Below are 19,878 nucleotides of genomic sequence, written 5' to 3'. Positions count from 1 at the left end.
ACCGCACTATGGCAAAGGGACTCGTCAACGTGCAGGGCAAGCCTGCGAAGAAGAACCAGGACAAGGGGCCGGAGCGCAAGCTCATCGCGCAGAACAAGAAGGCGCGGCACGACTACCACATCCTCGACACCTACGAGTGCGGTGTGGTGCTCATGGGCACCGAGGTGAAGTCGCTGCGGATGGGCCGGGCGTCGCTCGTCGACGGCTTCGTGCAGATCGAGGGCCACGAGGCCTGGCTCTACAACATCCACGTGCCCGAGTACATGCAGGGCAGCTGGACCAACCACTCGGCGAAGCGGAAGCGCAAGCTGCTGCTGCACCGGGAGCAGATCGACAAGCTGGAGCAGAAGGCCTCGGAGACGGGTCACACGATCGTGCCCCTCTCCCTGTACTTCCTGGGCGGCCGGGTGAAGTGCGAGATCGCGCTCGCCAAGGGCAAGAAGGAGTACGACAAGCGGCAGACCCTGCGGGAGCAGCAGGACACCCGCGAGACCAACCGGGCCATCGCGGCGGCGCGCCGCCGGCAGCGGGACCGCGAGCGTTAAATGCGCTGGCAACGGCGTCCCGTGGTCGCGTACCATGGGCGCAGCACCTCACCGAGGGTGCGTGCTTCATTTGTCAATTCAACATGGGGATGATCGGTTTCGACAGCGGATGTCGAAGCAGGGGAAGCGTGTCGAGGAAGCGGCAATGATCTCGTTAACCATGCGCCGAAACCAATAATCGCCAACACCAAGCGCGATTCCTTCGCCCTCGCTGCCTAAGTAGCGACTTGCGAAGTGTCAGCCCGGGGCTGTTCCCGACCCGGATCCTGGCATCATCTAGGGAACTAAACCTTGATCCCGGTCACGGGGTGAAGAGGGAAATCAAACAGTGACTGAGCCCGTTCCGGACTTGTCTGGGTGATCCGGAGGGCTGAGAAACTCGTACCAGACTGCACACGGAGAAGCCCTGGTTCCGCACCGTTGGACGCGGGTTCGATTCCCGCCATCTCCACTCATCCCATGTGGGCACGGGCCCGGTGGTCGTTCGCGACCGCCGGGCCTTTGTCATGCCCGTACGTCTTCGGGTCCGGCGCCCGCGCCCTCTTGCCGACTTGGTCTGGACCTGACAGCCTGCGCACGCCGCCCCCCCCACGCCACGGCATCCCCGGAGGTACGCATGCGTCCCGCTGTGCGCCACAGATCCCTCGCGGTCCTGCTCCTGCTCCTCGCCCTCCTCGTCCCCACCGGCGGCGTGCCCGCGACCGCCGCCGCGCCCGTCCAGGTCTACGGCGCCTGGCACTGCGGCGACGACTACTGCACCTGGAGCACCCCCCGTACCGTCGCCGAGTTCGACTCCAGGAACCACTGGATCATCGACCGCGGCGACGGGCGGCCCTCCGTCAACCTCGTCGTGCTCAGCTTCGTCGACCCGCTCAAGCTGCTGCACCGCACCACCGGCGCGGGGACCGTCGACGGCGTGCCCGCCGGCATGACCCGCGAGATCGTCCGGTACTTCACCTCGCACGGGATCCGCGTGATGCTCTCCATCGGCGGCATCACCTACACCGACGCCTGGGACGCCGCCCTCGCCGAGGACGCCGGACAGCTCGGTCGGAACGCCGCCGCAGTCGCCGCCGACCTCGGTGTCGGCATCGAGATCGACTACGAGCAGAACACCGGCCCCGACCTGACCGGGCTGCAGTCCTTCATCGACGCCTACCGGGCCGTCCATCCGTACGACGCCTCCGGCGCGGACCCGGCCGCACGGCTCACCATCGACACCGCCGCCGGCGACCGGTGGCTGATCGACATCAACCGCAAGGCCACCGCCGACTGGCTGCGCACGGACGCCCCGGTGCTCGACTACGCCAACGCCATGGTCACCGCCCGTCCCGCCTCGGCGGGCACCCACATCGCCAACTGGCAGGAGCACCTCGACGGCAAGTCCCAGTACGCGCCGCCGGTCGCGCCGCTCGCCCCCGCGAAGTTCACCGCCGGGCTCTACCTCGCGTACGGGCGCAGCCCGCTGCCCGAGTGCACCGACTTCGCGAACTCGCTGCAGAAGGCGACCGGCGACTGGGTCAGGAACGCGGCGCCGAACGGGGCCGGGACGACCGCCGGGCTGCTCGGCTACATGTTCTGGGCCGCCGAGAAGCCCTCGACGCGCGGCCTCGGCACCCAGGAGCCCGACGGCTGCGAGGGCGGGGCCGGCGCGGGGGCCACGGCCTTCGGCGTCCCGGTGCCGATGGGGCCGCTGCGGCAGAGCTGACCGGGCCGCGGCCTCCTGATCAGCGCCGTGCCTGGCGGCCCACCCGGGCCGTCAGGCACAGCAGCAGCGCCAGGGCCGCCGCCGCGGGCGGCGCCAGGAAGCCGTACACCGTGGCCGGGGCGTGCTCGACGAGCCAGCCGCCGGTGGCCGACCCCGCCGCGACGCCGCCGAGGAGCGCGGTCACCGCGAGGGTCATGCCCTCGTTGAGCTGCCCCGTCGGGGTGAGGCGCTGGATCAGGCCCATGCCGGTGAGCATCGTCGGGGCGATCGCCATGCCCGCGGCGAGCAGGGCGCAGGCCAGCAGGGGCAGCAGGCCGGTCGTGGCGGCGAGCAGGGGCAGGGCCATCAGCGTCGCCATCACCGCCAGGCAGGACGCCAGCCCGGCCGAGCGGCGGGCGCGGCCGTAGACCAGGCCCGCGGCGCAGGAGCCCGCCGCCTGGAGGGCCAGGATCGGTCCGGCCGCCGGGGCGTCCACGAACGCGAGGGTGACCACCTCCATCGAACCGAAGACCGCGCCCGTGACGAGGAAGACCGCGAGCAGGGCCGGCACGCCGGGCGTCCGCAGCGGGGAGCCGGCCGCGGTGCGCGGGGCGACCGGGGGCTCGGTGCCGCGCTGCGCCGTGAAGAGCAGGACGCCGGTGAGGAAGAGGACGGCGGCGACCAGGGTGCCCGCCTCCGGGAACAGCGCCGAGCACAGGAAGGCGGCCAGCACCGGGCCGAGCATGAAGCACAGCTCGTCGGCGGCCTGCTCGAAGGCGTTGGCGGTGTGCCGCGCGTCCGGGTCGTCCTTCAGGAGGTGGGCCCAGCGGGCGCGGGACATGCCGCCGGTGTTGGGGGCGGTCGCCGAGGCCGTGACGGCGGCGAAGAGGGTCCACGCGGGGGCCTGGGCGTGGGCGCAGAGCAGCAGCGTCAGCTGGCCGAGGACCGCCCACGCGGTGGCGGGCACCGCGACGCGGGCCTGGCCGTGGCGGTCGACCAGCCGGGCGATCCAGGGCGCGGTCAGCGCCCCGGCCACCAGACCGGCCGCGCTGACGGCGCCGGCGAGGGCGTAGGAGCCGTACGCTCCGGCGATCATGACGACGGAGCTGACGCTGAACATGCCCATGGGCAGCCGGGCGATCAGATTGCCCAGGGTGAAGGCGCGGGCGCCGGGGATCGTGAAGAGGCGGAGATAGGGGTCGGCGGGGGGCCGCGTCAGGTCCGTTCGTGGCATGGATCAAGGTTCCGGCGACCTGCCCGCGGCGGTCCAACACCTGTTCGGATCCGATTCACGCACCGGTGTTGTTGAATGCGGGGGTGAGCACCCCAGGCGACCTCGACCCCCGGCTTCTGCGCGCCTTCGTCGCGGTCGCGGAGGAACTCCACTTCACCCGCGCCGCCGCCCGCCTGTACCTCGCCCAGCAGGCCCTCAGCCGGGACATCCGGCGGCTCGAACGCGAGCTCGGCGGCGAGCTGTTCGTCCGCACCACCCGTCAGGTCGCCCTCACCCCCGAGGGCGAGCGGCTCCTGCCGTACGCGCACCGCGTCCTCACCGCGTACGACGAACTCGCCGACGCCTTCCGCGGCGAGCCCCGCCCGCTCCTCGTCGACCTCAACAGCGCGGGCCTCGGCCACGAGCGCGTGATGCGCCGCGCGCGCGAACTCGCCCCGGAACTGGAGCTGATGGCCCGCTACGAGAGCGGCCTGACCGGCGCCGTCCACGAGATCGCCGCCGGGCGCCTCGACGCCTCCTTCGGGCGCTACGGCGGGCTCGCGCCCGTGCTGCGGGCCCGGGTGGAGGCGCAGTTCGTGCGGTACGAGCCGATGGCCGTGCTCCTCCCGGAGAACGACCCGCTCGCCGCGCTGCCCGAGGTCCCGCTCGGCGCCCTCGCCGGCCGTGCCGTCTACGCCGGCGCCGGCAACGCCCGTACCCCCGAGTGGACCGATCTCGCCACCCGGCTCTTCGCCGGCCACGACATCCGCGTCGCCCCGCCCGCGCCGCTCGTCGTCGGGGTGGAGGAGTTCCGCCGGGTCATGGCCAAGGCGCCCACCCCGGTGCTCGCCGTAATCGATTTCCCGCCCATGCCGGGCACCGTCCTGCGGCCCCTCGTCGACCCCGTCCCGCTCTCGCCGGTCAGCCTCGTCTGGCGCAAGGGGCTGCGCCACCCCGGCCTCGACGCCCTGCGCCGGGCCGCCGCCGAGCTCGCCGCCGCCGAGGGCTGGTACGAGCGCCCGGCCGGCTCCTGGCTGCCGGACGGGGAGGTGCTGGGGGCGCTCACAGCACCCCCGCGCTCCGGGTGAGAGCAAGGTTCCGCGGGCGTCACTTCCCGCCACCGGCCTGAAACGCGGCCTTCCTAGCCTCGGCCGCAAGGGGACCCGAGCACCCGCGCGAGGGGCCCGACACGGTGGAGGTGGCGAGATGGGCGGCCGGTGGATCGAACGCTGGGAGCCGGAGGACGAGACCTTCTGGCGTGAAGGGGGCGAGCGGATCGCCCGCAGGAACCTGTGGTTCTCCGTGCTCGCCGAGCACATCGGCTTCTCCGTCTGGAGCCTGTGGTCCGTCATGGTCCTCTTCATGGGGCCGCGCTACGGCATCGACCCGGCCGGCAAGTTCTTCCTGATCGCCACCGCCACCCTGGTCGGCGCGTTCGTCCGGGTCCCGTACACCTTCGCCGTCGCCCGCTTCGGCGGCCGCAACTGGACGATCGCCAGCGCCCTGTTGCTGCTGCTGCCGACGGGCCTCGCCTACGCCGTGATGGAGCCGGGCACCTCCTACGGCACCTTTGTGCTCGTCGCCGCCCTCACCGGGGTCGGCGGCGGCAACTTCGCCTCCTCCATGACCAACATCAACGCCTTCTTCCCGCTCCGGAAGAAGGGCTGGGCGCTCGGCCTGAACGCCGGCGGAGGCAACATCGGCGTCCCCGTCGTCCAGCTCGTCGGCCTTCTCGTCATCGGCACCGCCGGCGCCCTGCACCCGCGGATCGTCCTCGGGGTCTACCTGCCGCTGATCGTCGTCGCCGCGCTGTGCGCCGCGCTCTTCATGGACAACCTCGCCCCCGTCAGGAACGACACCGGAGCCGTGAAGGAGGCCGTGGCCTCCCGGCACACCTGGATCATGGCCTTCCTCTACATCGGCACCTTCGGCTCCTTCATCGGCTACGGCTTCGCCTTCGGCCTGGTCCTGCAGACCCAGTTCGGGCGCACCCCGCTGCAGGCCGCCTCGCTCACCTTCATCGGTCCGCTGCTCGGCTCACTGGTCCGGCCGCTCGGCGGCGCGCTCGCCGACAGGTACGGCGGCGCCCGCATCACCCTCGCGACCTTCGCCGCGATGGCCGCCGCCACCGGCGTCGTGGTCTACGCGTCCACGGCCGCCTCGCTGACCGTGTTCCTCGTCGGCTTCATCGCGCTCTTCGCCCTCAGCGGGCTCGGCAACGGCTCCACGTACAAGATGATCCCGGCGATCTTCCTCGCGCAGGGGGGCCGGAGGGGCCTGTCGGGCGAGGCGGCCGAGGCGTACGGACGGCGCCTCTCCGGGGCCTCGATGGGGCTCATCGGCGCGGTCGGCGCGCTCGGCGGCCTCGGCATCAACCTGGCCTTCCGGCAGTCCTTCCTGAGCGTCGGCAGCGGCACCGCCGCCTTCGTCGCCTTCCTCGCCTTCTACGCCGTGTGCATGGCGGTGACCTGGGCGGTATACCTTCGCCGGCCGGTCGCCGTGCCCGACGGCGTCGACGCGGCCGAGGCCCCTCAGGCCCGGCTCGGTTACGCCGAGGTGTGAGTCACAGTGCTCCCGCACCCCCGTAACGACCAGGAAATACGCGTGAACCGAGACCGTCACGCTTCCCCGGCAGTCTCGTGGGCCATGGACGAGCTGGACGCACAAGGGCGGGGACCGCAGGACCACGGGCCCCTCGCGGGGTTCACCGTCGGGGTCACGGCGGCGCGGCGCGCGGACGAGCTGATCGCGCTGCTGCGCCGGCGCGGCGCGGCCGTCGTCCACGGGGCCGCGCTGCGGATCGTGCCGCTCGCCGACGACACCGAACTCCTCGCCGCCACCAAGGACCTGATCGACCACGTCCCGGACGTCGTCGTCGCCACCACGGCGATCGGCTTCCGGGGCTGGGTCGAGGCGGCCGACGGCTGGGGGTACGGCGAGCAGCTGCTCGACCGGCTGCGCGGGGTCGAACTCCTGGCCCGCGGCCCCAAGGTGAAGGGCGCGGTCCGCGCGGCCGGGCTCACCGAGACCTGGTCGCCGTCCTCCGAGTCGATGGCCGAGGTCCTCGACCGGCTGCTCGCCGAGGGCGTCGCCGGGCGGCGGATCGCGCTCCAGCTGCACGGGGAGCCGCTGCCCGGGTTCGTGGAGGCGCTGGAGGAGGGCGGGGCGGAGGTCGTCGTCGTGCCGGTCTACCGGTGGATGCCGCCCGAGGACACCGGCCCGCTCGACCGGCTGCTCGACACGGTCGTCGGCCGCGGCCTGGACGCGGTGACCTTCACCAGCGCCCCCGCGGCCGCCTCGCTGCTGCGCCGGGCCGAGGAACGGGGGCTGCTCGACGCGCTGGTCACGGCGCTGCGGCACGACGTCCTCGCGGTGTGCGTGGGCCCGGTGACGGCGCTCCCGCTCCAGGCGCTGGGCCTCGACACGTACCAGCCCGAGCGCTTCCGGCTCGGGCCGCTGGTGGGGCTGCTCTGCCGGGAGCTGCCGGCCCGGGCCCGGGTGCTGCCGGTGGCCGGGCACCGGGTCGAGATCCGGGGCCACGCGGTGCTCGTCGACGGGACGCTGCGGCCGGTGCCGCCGGCCGGCATGGCGCTCCTCGGACTGCTGGCCCGCCGGCCCGGCTGGGTGGTCGGCCGCCCCGACCTGCTGCGGGCGCTGCCGGGAGCGGGGCGCGACGAGCACGCCGTGGAGACGGCGATGGCCCGCCTGCGGACGGCGCTGGGCACGCCGAAGCTGATCCAGACGGTGGTGAAGCGGGGGTACCGGCTGGCCCTGGATCCGGCGGCGGACTCGAAGTACGAGACGTGAGGGGGCCCGCGGGGGCGCCTGGGGAGGCGTAGGGGGATGCGTACGGACGCCTGATGAGGCGGACGGGGGCCGTACGGACGTCTGCCGAGCGCGCGGGGCCCCGCGGGCCGACCCGGAGCGGCGCCGGTGCTACGGCGCCGCCCGCAGCATCGGGGCCCTCTCGTGGGCCTTCTGGCGGCCGGGGCGGAAGAGCATGATGATCAGGCGCGCGCCCGGGGCCGTGAGCGGCTGGGCGGCGCAGATCGTGACATGGCCGGGGCCCAGGAGGGCGTGGTGCAGGGGCCGTTCGTCGCCGTCGGGGTGGATGTGCGCGCCGCCCGCCTCCCACAGCGGGCCGAGCTCCGGGTCGGCGCGGACCGCGCGCTCGATCCCGCGCAGGGTCCCGTCCTCGCCCCGGGCGGCGAGCGCGGCCCGCAACTGGGGCAGGATCAGCGGCGCCCACACGGTCCGCCAGTCGACGAAGGTGGTCTCGCGCGCCGACTCCTCGAGGAGCATCCAGCGCATCGTGTTGGCCGGGACCCGGCCGTCCGGGCACATCTCGGCGAAGTGGCGGTTGTGCGCGAGCAGGTTCCAGGAGGCGTCGGTGATGTACGCGATGTGTCCGATGCCGTCCACGGCCTCCTGCCACACGCCGGGCACCTCCAGGCCGGAGGACGGGTGCAGCGGCCCGGGCGGATCGCCGATGCCCGCGTACCGGCAGAGCGTGACCCATTCCTGTTCGTTGAGGCCGAAGAGCCGGGCGACCTGGCGGAGGTAGTCGGCGGACGGGTTGGGGTAGCGGCCGGTCTCCAGGCGGTTGTACGTGTCGACGGCCCGGCAGGTCAGCTCGTCGACCTGCTGCTGGGACAGGCCGAGGGCGCGCCGGCCGCGTCCGGTGGGCCGGGACAGGCCGTGGGCCTCGGGGGAGATCAGCTCCCGGCGTTCCCTGAGGAGGGCCCGTAGTGCCGCCTTGTTCACCGCGCCCCCTTAAGCCCGTGCGTCAATTACTAGGAAAAATGGTCCGTAGATAATAAACAGTTGAACGTTGATGCTGTGGGGGCGTCCGCGCTGACCTGCGAGGACGCCATCAGGCCACCGGACGGCGCTTCCCCCGCGCCGCACCGGTTCCGGCCGGCCCGGGCGGCTCCCCCGTACGCCCGGGCCGGCCCCCTGGCCGGGCCCCCGCCCCGGGAGCACTCTGTTCCGGAGCCGAGGGGGTGACGCGCGCATGGCAGGACGCTTCGATTCGGGGCGGATCTCCCTGGATCTCCCCGCCGAACCGCTCGACCGGGCCGAAGGGCTCGCCCGTTTTCTGCGTGCCACCGGGCTCGTCCCCGCCGCCACCCGGCTGCGCGGGCTCGACCGGCGCCGGCTCGCCCCCTTCCGCGAGCTGCGCGACTGCGTCGCCGAACTCGTCGCGGGACAGCTGGAGGGCCGGCCCGCGGCCCCCGCCGCCCTCGAACTCCTCAACGCCCGCGCCGCCGCCTCCGCACCCCCCGCGCCCCGCGCCGTCCGCACCCGCTCCGGGCACCTCGTGCGCACCCTCGGCGGAGAACCCGACTGCCGCTCCCTGCTGGCCGCCGTCGCCCGCGACGCCGTCGAGCTGCTCACCGACCCCGCGGCCCGGGCGCTGCTGCGCCGCTGCAAGGGCCCGGGCTGCCGCCGCCTCTACCTCGACACCTCCCGGGGGCGCCGCCGCTGGTGCTCCAGCGAGATCTGCGGCAACCGGGCCAGGGCCGCCCGGCACCACGCCGCCCACCCGAGACGTCAGGCCTGACATACCGTCCCCGGTGGCGTACGCTCGACGGCTGCCCAGTGCACGTCAGAAGGGGGCCCCGGTGGCCGCGCAGGAAGCCGTCGACACGGTCAGAGACCGTGAGATCGGTGTCGAACAGGAACATCTGGATCAGGTCTACCGCCGCCTCGAGGAGAAGATCCACGAGGCCGAGTTCCTGATGAACGACGCCGCCCAGCGGGGCCAGGTCGGCACGCCCGGCGCCCTCGCCGAGCGCGACGCCCAGGTCTTCCGGGCCGGCATCCACCTCAACCGGCTCAACAACGAGTTCGAGGACTTCCTCTTCGGCCGGATCGACCTGCTGTACGGCAAGGACGGGAAGAAGGGGCCCGACGGCGCCTACACCTCCGTCGAGCCGGCCGAGGACGCCGTACGGACGGACGGCACCCGTCAATACGCCGACATCGGGGAGACCCTGCACATCGGGCGGATCGGCGTCCTCGACTCCGACTACGCCCCGCTCGTCATCGACTGGCGCGCCCCCGCCGCCGCCCCCTTCTACCGCTCCACCCCGGTGGATCCCGGTCGGGTGGTACGCCGGCGGGTCATCCGCTCCAAGGGGCGCAAGGTCCTCGGCGTCGAGGACGACCTCATGCGTCCCGAGCTCACCGCCACCCTCGACGGCCGCGAGCTCCCCGTCATCGGCGACGGTGCCCTGATGGCCGCGCTCGGCCAGGCCCGCAGCCACACCATGCGGGACATCGTCGCCTCCATCCAGGCCGAGCAGGACCTGGTCATCCGTGCCCCCGCCGCCTCCGTCACGTACGTGGAGGGCGGCCCCGGCACCGGAAAGACCGCCGTCGCCCTGCACCGCGCCGCCTACCTGCTCTACCAGGACCGGCGCCGCTACTCGGGCGGCATCCTCATCGTCTCGCCGACCCCGCTGCTCGTCTCGTACACCGAGGGCGTCCTGCCCTCGCTGGGCGAGGAGGGCCAGGTCGCCATCCGTGCCCTGGGCTCGCTGGTCGACGGGGCCGAGGCCGACGCCTACGACGAGCCCGCGGTCGCCCGGATCAAGGGGTCCTCCCGGATGCTCGCCGTGCTCCGCAAGGCCGCCCGCGGCGCCCTGGAGACCCCGGCGCCCAAGGCGCAGCCCGAGCTGGGGGAGGAGGAGCAGCCCAGGGAGCAGGGCACCCCGACCCTGCTGCGGGTCGTCGCCTTCGGCCGGCGGCTCGAACTCGGTGCCGACGACCTCAAGCGCATCCGCCACAACGTCCTCGGCGGCACAGCCCCCGTCAACCTGCTGCGCCCCCGCGCCCGCCGGCTGCTGCTCGACGCGCTGTACGCGAAGTCCGGCGCGGCCGGCCGGCACAGCGACCCCGAGCTCGCCGCCGAGCTGCGCTCCTCGTTCGACGAGGACGTGTCCACGGAGGACTCCTTCCTCGCCTTCCTCGACGCCTGGTGGCCCGAGCTCACCCCGCGCGGGGTCCTCGACGCCATGGGCGACGAGAAGCGGCTCGGCCGCTGGGCCCGCCGGGTGCTCAACCCCGGCGAGGTGCGCCGGCTCGCCCGCTCGCTGCGCCGCCCGGGGCTCTCGGTGCACGACGTGGCCCTCCTCGACGAGCTGGCCACGCTCCTCGGGACGCCCGCGCGGCCCCGCAAGAAGCGGGAGTACGACCCGCTGGACCAGCTCACCGGCCTCGAGGAGCTGATGCCGGTGCGCGAGGAGACCCAGCGGGAGCGGGCCGAGCGGCTCGCGGCCGAGCGGACCGAGTACGCCCACGTCATCGTGGACGAGGCCCAGGACCTCACGCCCATGCAGTGGCGGATGGTCGGCCGGCGCGGGCGGCACGCCACCTGGACGGTCGTCGGCGACCCCGCCCAGTCCTCCTGGTCCGACCCGGACGAGGCGGCCGCGGCGCGCGACGAGGCGCTCGGCACCCGGCCGCGGCGCCGCTTCGAGCTCACCGTGAACTACCGCAACCCGGCGGAGATCGCCGAGCTCGCCGCCAAGGTGCTGGCGCTCGCGATGCCCGGCAAGGAGTCCCCGCGCGCGGTGCGCTCCACGGGGCTCCAGCCCCGCTTCGTAGCGGTCACGGGCAAGGGTGAGAAGTCGCCTCTGGCCGAAACCGTGCGTTTGGAAGCGGAGCGCCTCCTGAGCGAGGTGGACGGCACGGTCGGCGTGGTCGTCGCGATGAACCGGCGCGCGGAGGCCGCCCGCTGGCTCGCCGGGCTCGGCGACCGCGTGGTGGCGCTCGGTTCGCTGGAGGCGAAGGGTCTGGAGTACGACGCCACGGTGGTGGTCTCGCCCGCGGAGATCGCGGACGAGTCGCCGGCCGGTCTACGGGTGCTCTACGTGGCCCTCACCCGTTCCACCCAGGCGCTGACGGTGGTCTCGGGCGACCGTGACCTGCCGGACGCGGACGGCGTACCGGATCTGCTGCGGGACTGAACGAGGGGTCGTTTCCGGTCAACTCGCGCCGCGGGAATCACGTCCGGGGGTGGTTTGTTAGCCTTGTCGTGACACCGGCTCGATCCAAGCCCCCGGGCCCAACCTTCGTCCCTTAGAGGGACCACTTGCCGCGAGGCGAGCATGGCGGGTCGGTGTCGCTTACTTGGAGAGGTCCTCGTCGCCTTCGGGTGACGGGGGCCTCTTCTGTTTCCCGAGGGTCTCTCGTATGGTGGAAACTACTTTCCGAAAACGAAACGACCGTATTACCTGCTACCCGCAGGTAGGTGCGACGATCGGAGGGCGCTCCCCGGCAACCAGCCCGGGCGGGCGTAGCAACGAAGCTAGGGAAAGCAGAGGAACACGGCCATGGCAACGGCGCCCAGCGTCTCGTACTCGATGACGGTCCGGCTCGAGGTGCCCGCGAGCGGCACCGCGGTCTCCCAGCTCACCACGGCCGTCGAGACCCACGGCGGCTCGGTCACCGGCCTCGACGTGACCGCCTCCGGCCACGAGAAGCTGCGGATCGACGTCACCATCGCCGCCACCTCCACGGCGCACGCGGACGAGATCGTCCAGCAGCTGAAGACGATCGAGGGCGTCGTCCTCGGCAAGGTCTCCGACCGTACGTTCCTGATGCACCTCGGCGGCAAGATCGAGATGGCGTCCAAGCACCCCATCCGCAACCGTGACGACCTCTCGATGATCTACACCCCGGGCGTCGCCCGCGTGTGCATGGCGATCGCCGAGAACCCCGAGGACGCCCGCCGCCTCACCATCAAGCGCAACTCCGTCGCAGTCGTGACGGACGGCTCCGCCGTCCTCGGCCTCGGCAACATCGGCCCCAAGGCCGCCCTGCCCGTGATGGAGGGCAAGGCGGCCCTCTTCAAGCGCTTCGCCGGCATCGACGCGTGGCCGATCTGCCTGGACACCCAGGACACCGACGCCATCGTCGAGATCGTCAAGGCCATCGCCCCCGGCTTCGCGGGCATCAACCTGGAGGACATCTCCGCCCCCCGCTGCTTCGAGATCGAGGCCCGGCTGCGCGAGGCGCTCGACATCCCGGTCTTCCACGACGACCAGCACGGCACCGCGATCGTCGTGCTCGCCTCGCTGACCAACGCGCTGCGCGTGGTCGGCAAGGGCATCGGCGACGTACGGGTCGTCATGTCCGGTGCGGGCGCGGCCGGTACGGCCATCCTGAAGCTGCTCATCGCGGCCGGCGTGAAGCACGCGGTCGTGGCCGACATCCACGGCGTCGTGCACGCGGGCCGCGAGGACCTGGTGGACGCCAAGCCCGACTCGCCGCTGCGCTGGATCGCCGACAACACCAACCCCGAGGGCGTCACCGGCACCCTCAAGGAGGCCGTGGTCGGCGCGGACGTCTTCATCGGCGTCTCGGCCCCCAACGTGCTCGGCGCGGACGACGTCGCCGCCATGGCGGAGGGAGCGATCGTGTTCGCGCTCGCGAACCCGGACCCCGAGGTGGACCCGGCGATCGCCCGTCAGACGGCCGCCGTCGTGGCCACCGGCCGCTCGGACTTCCCGAACCAGATCAACAACGTGCTGGTCTTCCCCGGCGTGTTCCGCGGTCTGCTCGACGCCCAGTCCCGGACGGTCAACACCGAGATGATGCTGGCCGCCGCCAGCGCCCTCGCCGACGTCGTCACCGAGGACGAGCTGAACCCGAACTACATCATCCCGTCGGTCTTCAACGACAAGGTCGCCGGCGCGGTGGCGGGCGCGGTGCGCAACGCGGCGAAGGCGGCGGGCGCGGGCGCCTGAGCCCCCGGCGGGTGCGGGCGGCTGCGTGTCGCGGTCGCCGCACCCCAAACCCGCCTTTAGGGTGGTAGTTCGGCTCCGCTCGGTCCGCGCGGAGTCGACGCTACGTCACCACCGAGGAACTCCGGCGCTTTTCGTGACCCATGAGAGTGCCGGAGGGGTGCCGGATTGGCGTTCCCGCCGCTGGTGGGGGCAGGATGCGTGTTTGGGCGCGAGGGTCTGTCAATAGACCCGGGTCCGGGGACTGTCCGAGGGCCCTGGCAGCATCGGCTTCGATCTCACGCCTCACAGGCAAGAAAGACACGGGAGTAACAACATGAACCGCAGTGAGCTGGTGGCCGCCCTGGCCGACCGTGCCGAGGTGACCCGCAAGGACGCCGACGCCGTTCTGGCCGCGCTCGCCGAGACCGTCGGCGAGGTCGTCGCCAAGGGTGACGAGAAGGTCACCATCCCCGGCTTCCTGACCTTCGAGCGCACCCACCGTGCCGCTCGCACCGCTCGTAACCCGCAGACCGGCGACCCGATCAACATCCCGGCCGGCTACAGCGTGAAGGTCTCCGCGGGCTCGAAGCTCAAGGAAGCCGCCAAGGGCAAGTAAGCAAGCCGCCTCCGGGCAGCTTGCGCCAGGCCGCTGAGGCGGTCTGAGGCAGCGAAAAGGGCGGCCACCCTGTCAGGGGGTGGCCGCCCTCTCGTTTGCCCCTCAGAAGGCGTTGCAGGCGCTTATACGGGCGCCCGCAACGCCCTGGAGCGGATCCCCGCGGGGGATCAGACGAGCGCGCTGCCCGGGAGCTCGACCTTGGCGCCCAGCTCGACGAGCTTCTCCATGAAGTTCTCGTAGCCGCGGTTGATCAGCTCGATGCCGTGCACCCGGCTCGTGCCCTGGGCGGCGAGGGCCGCGATCAGGTACGAGAAGCCGCCGCGCAGGTCCGGGATGACCAGGTCGGCGCCCTGGAGCTTGGTCGGGCCGCTGACGACCGCCGAGTGCAGGAAGTTGCGCTGTCCGAAGCGGCAGTCCGAGCCGCCCAGGCACTCGCGGTACAGCTGGATGTGAGCACCCATCTGGTTCAGCGCCGAGGTGAAGCCGAGCCGCGACTCGTACACCGTCTCGTGGACGATGGACAGGCCCGAGGCCTGGGTGAGGGCGACGACCAGCGGCTGCTGCCAGTCGGTCTGGAAACCGGGGTGGACGTCGGTCTCCAGGGCGATCGCGTTGAGCGAGCCGCCCGGGTGCCAGAAGCGGATGCCCTCGTCGTCGATCTCGAAGGCGCCGCCGACCTTCCGGTACGTGTTCAGGAAGGTCATCATCGAGCGCTGCTGGGCGCCCCGCACGTAGATGTCGCCCTCGGTCGCCAGCGCCGCCGACGCCCAGGAGGCCGCCTCCAGGCGGTCCGAGAGGGCGTGGTGGTTGTAGCCGCCGAGCTTGTCGACACCGGTGATCCGGATGGTCCGGTCGGTGTCCATGGCGATGATCGCGCCCATCTTCTGCAGCACGCAGATGAGGTCCTCGATCTCCGGCTCCACGGCCGCGTTGGACAGCTCGGTGACGCCCTCCGCGAGGACCGCGGTGAGCAGCACCTGCTCGGTCGCGCCGACCGAGGGGTACGGCAGGCGGATCTTGGTGCCGCGCAGTCGCTGCGGGGCCTCCAGGTACTGGCCGTCGGCCCGCTTCTCGATGGTCGCACCGAACTTGCGCAGCACGTCGAAGTGGAAGTCGATGGGCCGGCCGCCGATGTCGCAGCCGCCCAGGCCCGGGATGAAGGCGTGGCCGAGGCGGTGCAGCAGCGGGCCGCAGAAGAGGATCGGGATCCGCGAGGAGCCGGCGTGCGCGTCGATGTCGGCCACGTTCGCGGACTCGACGTGCGTCGGGTCCATGATCAGCTCTCCCGGCTCCTCGCCGGGGCGGACCGTCACACCGTGCAGCTGGAGCAGTCCGCGGACCACGCGGACGTCACGGATGTCGGGCACGTTGCGCAGTCGGCTCGGCTCGCTGCCGAGCAGGGCGGCGACCATCGCCTTGGGCACGAGGTTCTTCGCGCCGCGGACGCGGATCTCGCCCTCCAGCGGGGTTCCGCCGTGGACAAGCAGGACATCGTGGCTGTCTGTGCCGGTCATGAATCTCGCGTTCCGGGTCGTCGGTCGGGTGGCCAGAGAAAAGGGTAAGGGGCCATGGGACCCCACTTGTGTGGGTGAGGGGGCCCCGCGAATGTAATGAATTCGGCACAACACCCTCCGTCCCCGTGATCTTGCGGAGCGTCACCGTCCGCTTCGCCTCCACGGCGCCCCGCCCGGGCCCTTCCCGCCCCCGGCTGACCTGCGGTGCCGCCCGCCTGCCCCGGATCGCGCCGGACAACCCCCCTCGACGCCGAAGATGCGGGATCATGTGTCGCATGACCGAGGTGTCCTCGCTCACAGGGCGGCTGCTCGTCGCCACCCCCGCGCTGGCGGACCCGAACTTCGACCGCGCGGTGGTGCTGCTCCTCGACCACGACGACGAGGGCTCCCTCGGCGTGGTCCTGAACCGGCCGACGCCCGTGACGGTCGGCGACATCCTCGCGCCCTGGGCCGACCTGGCCGGCGAGCCGGGGGTCGTCTTCCAGGGCGGGCCGGTCTCCCTCGACGCGGCCCTCGGCATCGCGGTGATCCCCGGCGACGAGGGCCCGCTCGGCTGGCGCCGGGTGTACGGGGCGATCGGCCTGGTCGACCTGGAGACCCCGCCCGAGCTGCTCGGCCCGGCCATCGGCGCCCTGCGGATCTTCGCCGGCTACGCGGGCTGGGGCCCGGGCCAGCTGGAGGCCGAGCTCGGCGACGGTGCCTGGTACGTGGTGGAGTCCGAGCCCGGGGACGTCTCCTCCCCGCGCCCCGAGACCCTCTGGCGGCAGGTGCTGCGCCGCCAGCGCGGGGAGCTCGCGATGGTGGCCACGTATCCGGACGACCCGTCGCTGAACTGAGGCGCCCGTCTTTCAGTACGCTTGGGTCCCATGAGCACTCTCGAGCCCGAGCGCGGGGCAGGTACGGGAACCCTCGTCGAGCCGACGCCGCAGGTGTCCCACGGTGACGGCGACCACGAGCGCTACGCCCACTACGTCCAGAAGGACAAGATCATGGCGAGCGCCCTCGACGGCACTCCCGTGGTGGCACTGTGCGGCAAGGTCTGGGTACCGGGGCGCGACCCCAAGAAGTACCCGGTCTGCCCGATGTGCAAGGAGATCTACGAATCCATGGGCGCCGGTGGCGACAAGGACAAGGACAAGGGCGGCAAGGGCAAGTAGCCCCCTGCCGTTCCGGTGGTCGGGGACGGCCCCCGGTGCGCGTACCACTCGATGGGCGCGCGCCGGGGGCCGTTCTCGTTCCCCGGGTCCGCTCCGCTTCCGGCGGCCCCGGCCCGTTGCACGGGGTGCTTCCGCGCATCACAGAGTGGTCGAGACCTCTTGTCCCGCTCCGGAGCGGCCGCCTAACCTCACGCCTGTTGTTGTGCAGTGCGAAACGTCCGTTGCGCATGTTGCAACGGCTGTGTGGAGGGGACCGCCATGAAGCTTCCTGCCCGAATCGCCGTACCCATCGCTCTCCTGACCCTGGCCGCCTGCGCCCCGGCGACCTCCGGCGGCGCGGCCGGCTCCGACGACAAGAGCGGCACCCTGCGCGTCTGGCTCTTCCAGGAGGTCGCCAACAAGCCCAAGCAGCAGGTCGTCGACCAGGCCGTCGCCGCCTTCGAGCAGCGGCACAAGGGCGCCGAGGTCGAGGTCGAGTACATCCCCGTGGAGACCCGCGCCCAGCGCGTGAAGGCCGCCTTCAACGACCCCGCGTCCGCACCCGACCTCATCGAGTACGGCAACACCGACACCGCCGGATACGTGAAGGACGGCGGACTCGCCGACATCACCGCCGAGTTCGACGCCTGGGCCGAGACCAAGGACACCGACCCCACCGCCAGGACCTCCGTCACCGTCGACGGCAAGGTCTACGGCGCGCCGCTCTTCGTCGGCGTCCGCGCCCTCTACTACCGCACCGACGTCTTCCGCGACCTCGGCCTCGCCGCCCCCAAGAGCCAGGCCGAACTCGTCTCCACCGCCAAGAAGATCCGCAAGGCCAGGCCCGAGCTCTACGGCATCGCCGTCGGCGGCGCCTACACCTACGGCGCCATGCCCTTCGTCTGGGCCGCCGGCGGCGAACTCGCCACCCGGCAGGGCGACTCGTACAAGGCGGCCGTCGACAGCGAGGCCGCCCGCAAGGGCATCGCCACCTACGCCTCCCTCTTCGGCGACGACAACTGCCCGGCCGCCAAGTGCGCCCAGATGGGCGGCAACGCCACCGTCACCGCCTTCGCCGCCGGAAAGGCCGCCATGGCCATCGGCGGCGACTTCAGCCACGCCGCCGTCGAGGCCGGCGCGGTCAAGGGCAAGTACGCCGTCGTCCCGCTGCCCGGCGCCACCCCCGGCTCCATCGCCCCCGCCTTCGCCGGCGGCAACAACATCGGCGTCCTCAAGAGCACCTCCCACCGCACCCTCGCCGTCGACCTCCTCAAGTCCCTGACCGGCAAGGAGACCCAGGGCCGCCTCTTCGACGCGATGGGCTTCCTGCCCACCTACACCGATGTGCGCACCGCCGCCGCCCGGCGGCAGCCCTTCGTGAAGCCCTTCATCGACACCCTCGGCGCGGGCACCAAGTTCGTCCCGGCGTCGCCCGGCTGGGGACAGATCGACGCCTCCCTCGTCCTGCCCACGATGTTCCAGGAGGTCGTCAGCGGCCGGAAGGACGTCGCCACGGCCTCCGGCGACGCGGCGAAGAAGATGGACGCGGCGTTCGCGGCGGCGGGCTGAGCCGCATGACCCTCCCGCTCACCCGGACCGCCGAGCCGGTGAAGACCGCCGCGCCGCCCGCCCGCACCCCCCGGCGCACCAGCCCCTGGACGCCCTGGCTCTATCTGCTCCCCGCGCTCGTCGTCATCGGCGGCCTGCTCGTCTACCCCGTCTACCAGCTCGGCCTGATCTCCTTCCTGGAGTACACCCAGGCCCAGGTCAGCGGCGGCGAACCCACCACCTTCCAGGGACTCGGCAACTACACCGCGCTCTTCTCCGACCCCCAGTTCTGGCAGGTCCTGCTCGCCACCGTGCTGTTCGCCGCCGCCTGCGTGGTCACCACCCTCGCCGTCGGCTGCGCCCTCGCCGTGCTGCTCACCCGCGTCCGCGCCCTGCCCCGGCTCGCCCTGATGCTGGCCTCGCTCGGCGCCTGGGCCACCCCCGCCGTCACCGGCTCCACGGTCTGGCTCTTCCTCTTCGACCCGGACTACGGCCCGGTCGACCGGGTCCTCGGCCTGGACGGCTTCTCCTGGACCTACGGCCGCTACAGCGCCTTCGCCCTCGTCCTCTTCGAGGTCGTCTGGTGCTCGTTCCCCTTCGTGATGGTCACCGTCTACGCGGGCATCAAGGCCATCCCGTCCGAGGTCCTGGAGGCCGCCGCCCTCGACGGCGCCTCGCAGTGGCGCATCTGGCGCTCCGTCACGGCCCCGATGCTCCGGCCGATCCTCGTCGTCGTCACGATCCAGTCGATCATCTGGGACTTCAAGGTCTTCACCCAGATCTACGTGATGACGGGCGGCGGCGGCATCGCCGGACAGAACCTGGTCCTCAACGTGTACGCGTACCAGAAGGCCTTCGCCTCCTCCCAGTACAGCCTGGGCTCGGCGATCGGCGTCGTCATGCTGCTGATCCTGCTGGCGGTGACCCTGGTCTACCTCCGGCTGCTGCGTCGCCAGGGAGAAGAACTGTGAGCGCCCTCGGAGCCGGATCGCCCACCCGTACCCGCACCCGTACCCGTACCCGTGTCCCCGCCCGTGTCCGTCTCGGCGTCCGCCGACCCGGCCGTCTCATGGCCGAGGCCGCGGCCCTGCTCGTCGCGGCCGCCGTCGCCTTCCCGCTTTACTGGATGGTCCTCTCCGCCTTCAAGCCGGCCGGCGAGATCCAGTCGACCGAACCCCGGCCGTGGACGCTCTCCCCGTCCCTCGACTCCTTCCGGCGCGTCTTCGAACAGCAGGATTTCGGCCGCTACTTCCTCAACTCGCTGACCGTCGCCGGGGCGGTCGTGCTCGGCTCCGCCGTCATCGCCTTCCTCGCGGCGACCGCCGTCACCCGCTTCCGCTTCCGCTTCCGGACCACGCTGCTGATCATGTTCCTGGTCGCGCAGATGGTCCCGGTCGAGGCGCTGACCATCCCGCTGTTCTTCCTCATGCGGGACTTCGGACAGCTCAACACCCTGGGCTCGCTGATCCTGCCGCACCTCGCCTTCTCGCTGCCCTTCGCGATCTGGATGCTCCGCGGCTTCGTCAAGGCCGTGCCCGAGGCGCTGGAGGAGCAGGCGGCGATCGACGGGGCCGGCCGCACCCGCTTCCTGTGGCAGATCCTCTTCCCGCTGGTCTTCCCCGGCCTCGTGGCGACCAGCGTCTTCTCCTTCATCTCGACCTGGAACGACTTCCTCTTCGCGAAGTCCTTCCTCATCAGCGACATCTCGCAGTCGACCCTCCCGATGGCGCTGCTCGTCTTCTTCAAGCCCGACGAGAACGACTGGGGAGGCATCATGGCCGGCTCGACCGTGATGACGATCCCGGTGCTCGTCTTCTTCGTACTCGTACAGCGCCGCCTGGTCTCGGGACTGGGCGGGGCGGTGAAGGACTGAAGGACCGACACG

At 72.1% G+C, this 19,878-nt stretch carries 17 protein-coding genes and 1 other RNA gene; 15 read left to right on the top strand and 3 right to left on the bottom strand.

From position 1 onward, the window contains the following. The first annotated feature begins 8 nt into the window (after nt 1-8). The 3 genes from smpB (at nt 9) to ACH414_RS07325 (ending at nt 2,253) form a co-directional block, all read left to right on the top strand. Entirely contained in the window at nt 9-545 is a 537-nt protein-coding gene (smpB, locus tag ACH414_RS07335; protein WP_382536005.1) for an SsrA-binding protein SmpB, read from the top strand. An 85-nt stretch (nt 546-630) separates the two neighbouring features. Next, nucleotides 631-999: a transfer-messenger RNA gene (gene ssrA, locus ACH414_RS07330) on the top strand. Between the two features lie 162 nt (nt 1,000-1,161). Beyond that, on the top strand, nt 1,162-2,253 hold the full coding sequence (locus tag ACH414_RS07325; protein WP_386564759.1) for a hypothetical protein: 1,092 nt from the start codon (nt 1,162-1,164) through the stop codon (nt 2,251-2,253). A gap of 19 nt (nt 2,254-2,272) precedes the next feature. Here the strand turns inward: ACH414_RS07325 and ACH414_RS07320 are convergent, their stop codons facing one another. Beyond that, nucleotides 2,273-3,466: an MFS transporter gene (locus tag ACH414_RS07320; protein WP_398941085.1), complete on the bottom strand. Its 1,194-nt coding sequence runs from the start codon at nt 3,464-3,466 to the stop codon at nt 2,273-2,275. Nucleotides 3,467-3,549: 83 nt separating this feature from the next. Between ACH414_RS07320 and ACH414_RS07315 the strand changes: the two genes are divergently transcribed. The 3 genes from ACH414_RS07315 (at nt 3,550) to ACH414_RS07305 (ending at nt 7,252) form a co-directional block, all read left to right on the top strand. Continuing rightward, on the top strand, nt 3,550-4,533 hold the full coding sequence (locus ACH414_RS07315; protein WP_398941084.1) for a LysR family transcriptional regulator: 984 nt from the start codon (nt 3,550-3,552) through the stop codon (nt 4,531-4,533). 118 nt (nt 4,534-4,651) lie between these two features. After that, nucleotides 4,652-6,007: a nitrate/nitrite transporter gene (locus ACH414_RS07310; RefSeq protein ID WP_398941082.1), complete on the top strand. Its 1,356-nt coding sequence runs from the start codon at nt 4,652-4,654 to the stop codon at nt 6,005-6,007. A gap of 84 nt (nt 6,008-6,091) precedes the next feature. Next, a complete protein-coding gene (locus ACH414_RS07305) occupies nt 6,092-7,252 on the top strand; it encodes a uroporphyrinogen-III synthase (RefSeq protein ID WP_382535990.1) in 1,161 nt (386 codons plus the stop codon). A gap of 129 nt (nt 7,253-7,381) precedes the next feature. On the opposite strand, the gene ACH414_RS07300 is transcribed toward ACH414_RS07305, so the two are convergent. Beyond that, nucleotides 7,382-8,209: a helix-turn-helix domain-containing protein gene (locus ACH414_RS07300; RefSeq protein ID WP_386564752.1), complete on the bottom strand. Its 828-nt coding sequence runs from the start codon at nt 8,207-8,209 to the stop codon at nt 7,382-7,384. A gap of 250 nt (nt 8,210-8,459) precedes the next feature. On the opposite strand from ACH414_RS07300, the gene ACH414_RS07295 reads away from it, so the two are divergent. From ACH414_RS07295 to ACH414_RS07280, 4 genes are all read left to right on the top strand, one after another. Then, on the top strand, nt 8,460-9,008 hold the full coding sequence (locus tag ACH414_RS07295; protein WP_398941079.1) for a CGNR zinc finger domain-containing protein: 549 nt from the start codon (nt 8,460-8,462) through the stop codon (nt 9,006-9,008). Between the two features lie 61 nt (nt 9,009-9,069). Continuing rightward, nucleotides 9,070-11,418: a HelD family protein gene (locus tag ACH414_RS07290; protein ID WP_382535981.1), complete on the top strand. Its 2,349-nt coding sequence runs from the start codon at nt 9,070-9,072 to the stop codon at nt 11,416-11,418. 366 nt (nt 11,419-11,784) lie between these two features. Next, the gene (locus tag ACH414_RS07285; RefSeq protein ID WP_382535978.1) at nt 11,785-13,200 is read left to right on the top strand and encodes an NAD-dependent malic enzyme; all 1,416 of its coding nucleotides are present in this window, start codon (nt 11,785-11,787) and stop codon (nt 13,198-13,200) included. 313 nt (nt 13,201-13,513) lie between these two features. Further along, complete coding sequence (locus tag ACH414_RS07280) at nt 13,514-13,795, top strand: HU family DNA-binding protein (protein ID WP_017237029.1); 282 nt, start codon at nt 13,514-13,516, stop codon at nt 13,793-13,795. A gap of 167 nt (nt 13,796-13,962) precedes the next feature. On the opposite strand, the gene murA is transcribed toward ACH414_RS07280, so the two are convergent. Next, on the bottom strand, nt 13,963-15,309 hold the full coding sequence (gene murA, locus ACH414_RS07275; protein ID WP_382535975.1) for a UDP-N-acetylglucosamine 1-carboxyvinyltransferase: 1,347 nt from the start codon (nt 15,307-15,309) through the stop codon (nt 13,963-13,965). 275 nt (nt 15,310-15,584) lie between these two features. Here murA and ACH414_RS07270 point away from each other — a divergent pair, with 275 nt between their 5' ends. The 5 genes from ACH414_RS07270 (at nt 15,585) to ACH414_RS07250 (ending at nt 19,866) form a co-directional block, all read left to right on the top strand. Further along, nucleotides 15,585-16,145: a YqgE/AlgH family protein gene (locus ACH414_RS07270; RefSeq protein ID WP_382535972.1), complete on the top strand. Its 561-nt coding sequence runs from the start codon at nt 15,585-15,587 to the stop codon at nt 16,143-16,145. A gap of 30 nt (nt 16,146-16,175) precedes the next feature. After that, a complete protein-coding gene (locus tag ACH414_RS07265; RefSeq protein WP_382535969.1) occupies nt 16,176-16,466 on the top strand; it encodes a DUF3039 domain-containing protein in 291 nt (96 codons plus the stop codon). Between the two features lie 258 nt (nt 16,467-16,724). Then, complete coding sequence (locus ACH414_RS07260; protein WP_382535967.1) at nt 16,725-18,014, top strand: extracellular solute-binding protein; 1,290 nt, start codon at nt 16,725-16,727, stop codon at nt 18,012-18,014. Between the two features lie 5 nt (nt 18,015-18,019). Then, complete coding sequence (locus ACH414_RS07255) at nt 18,020-18,964, top strand: carbohydrate ABC transporter permease (protein ID WP_382535964.1); 945 nt, start codon at nt 18,020-18,022, stop codon at nt 18,962-18,964. 98 nt (nt 18,965-19,062) lie between these two features. Continuing rightward, nucleotides 19,063-19,866 (top strand): carbohydrate ABC transporter permease, encoded by an 804-nt coding sequence (locus ACH414_RS07250; RefSeq protein ID WP_398941139.1) that lies wholly within the window; start codon nt 19,063-19,065, stop codon nt 19,864-19,866. The last annotated feature ends 12 nt before the right edge of the window (nt 19,867-19,878 follow it).

Origin of the sequence: Streptomyces sp. NPDC020422, from assembly GCF_044386705.1 — a bacterium.
Lineage (GTDB): Bacteria > Actinomycetota > Actinomycetes > Streptomycetales > Streptomycetaceae > Streptomyces.
Note: the sequence above shows the minus strand (reverse complement) of the source record. Positions and strands in the feature narration are given on the sequence as shown.

Excerpts from the sequence above, each read along its gene's own strand:
- ACH414_RS07250 (WP_398941139.1), top strand. The coding sequence starts at position 19,063 with ATGGCCGAGGCCGCGGCCCTGCTCGTCGCGGCCGCCGTCGCCTTCCCG.
- ACH414_RS07320 (WP_398941085.1), bottom strand. The coding sequence starts at position 3,466 with ATGCCACGAACGGACCTGACGCGGCCCCCCGCCGACCCCTATCTCCGC.
- ACH414_RS07260 (WP_382535967.1), top strand. The coding sequence starts at position 16,725 with ATGAAGCTTCCTGCCCGAATCGCCGTACCCATCGCTCTCCTGACCCTG.
- smpB (WP_382536005.1), top strand. The coding sequence starts at position 9 with ATGGCAAAGGGACTCGTCAACGTGCAGGGCAAGCCTGCGAAGAAGAAC.
- ACH414_RS07295 (WP_398941079.1), top strand. The coding sequence starts at position 8,460 with ATGGCAGGACGCTTCGATTCGGGGCGGATCTCCCTGGATCTCCCCGCC.
- ACH414_RS07285 (WP_382535978.1), top strand. The coding sequence starts at position 11,785 with ATGGCAACGGCGCCCAGCGTCTCGTACTCGATGACGGTCCGGCTCGAG.
- ACH414_RS07310 (WP_398941082.1), top strand. The coding sequence starts at position 4,652 with ATGGGCGGCCGGTGGATCGAACGCTGGGAGCCGGAGGACGAGACCTTC.
- ACH414_RS07280 (WP_017237029.1), top strand. The coding sequence starts at position 13,514 with ATGAACCGCAGTGAGCTGGTGGCCGCCCTGGCCGACCGTGCCGAGGTG.
- murA (WP_382535975.1), bottom strand. The coding sequence starts at position 15,309 with ATGACCGGCACAGACAGCCACGATGTCCTGCTTGTCCACGGCGGAACC.
- ACH414_RS07255 (WP_382535964.1), top strand. The coding sequence starts at position 18,020 with ATGACCCTCCCGCTCACCCGGACCGCCGAGCCGGTGAAGACCGCCGCG.
- ACH414_RS07325 (WP_386564759.1), top strand. The coding sequence starts at position 1,162 with ATGCGTCCCGCTGTGCGCCACAGATCCCTCGCGGTCCTGCTCCTGCTC.
- ACH414_RS07305 (WP_382535990.1), top strand. The coding sequence starts at position 6,092 with ATGGACGAGCTGGACGCACAAGGGCGGGGACCGCAGGACCACGGGCCC.
- ACH414_RS07265 (WP_382535969.1), top strand. The coding sequence starts at position 16,176 with ATGAGCACTCTCGAGCCCGAGCGCGGGGCAGGTACGGGAACCCTCGTC.
- ACH414_RS07270 (WP_382535972.1), top strand. The coding sequence starts at position 15,585 with ATGACCGAGGTGTCCTCGCTCACAGGGCGGCTGCTCGTCGCCACCCCC.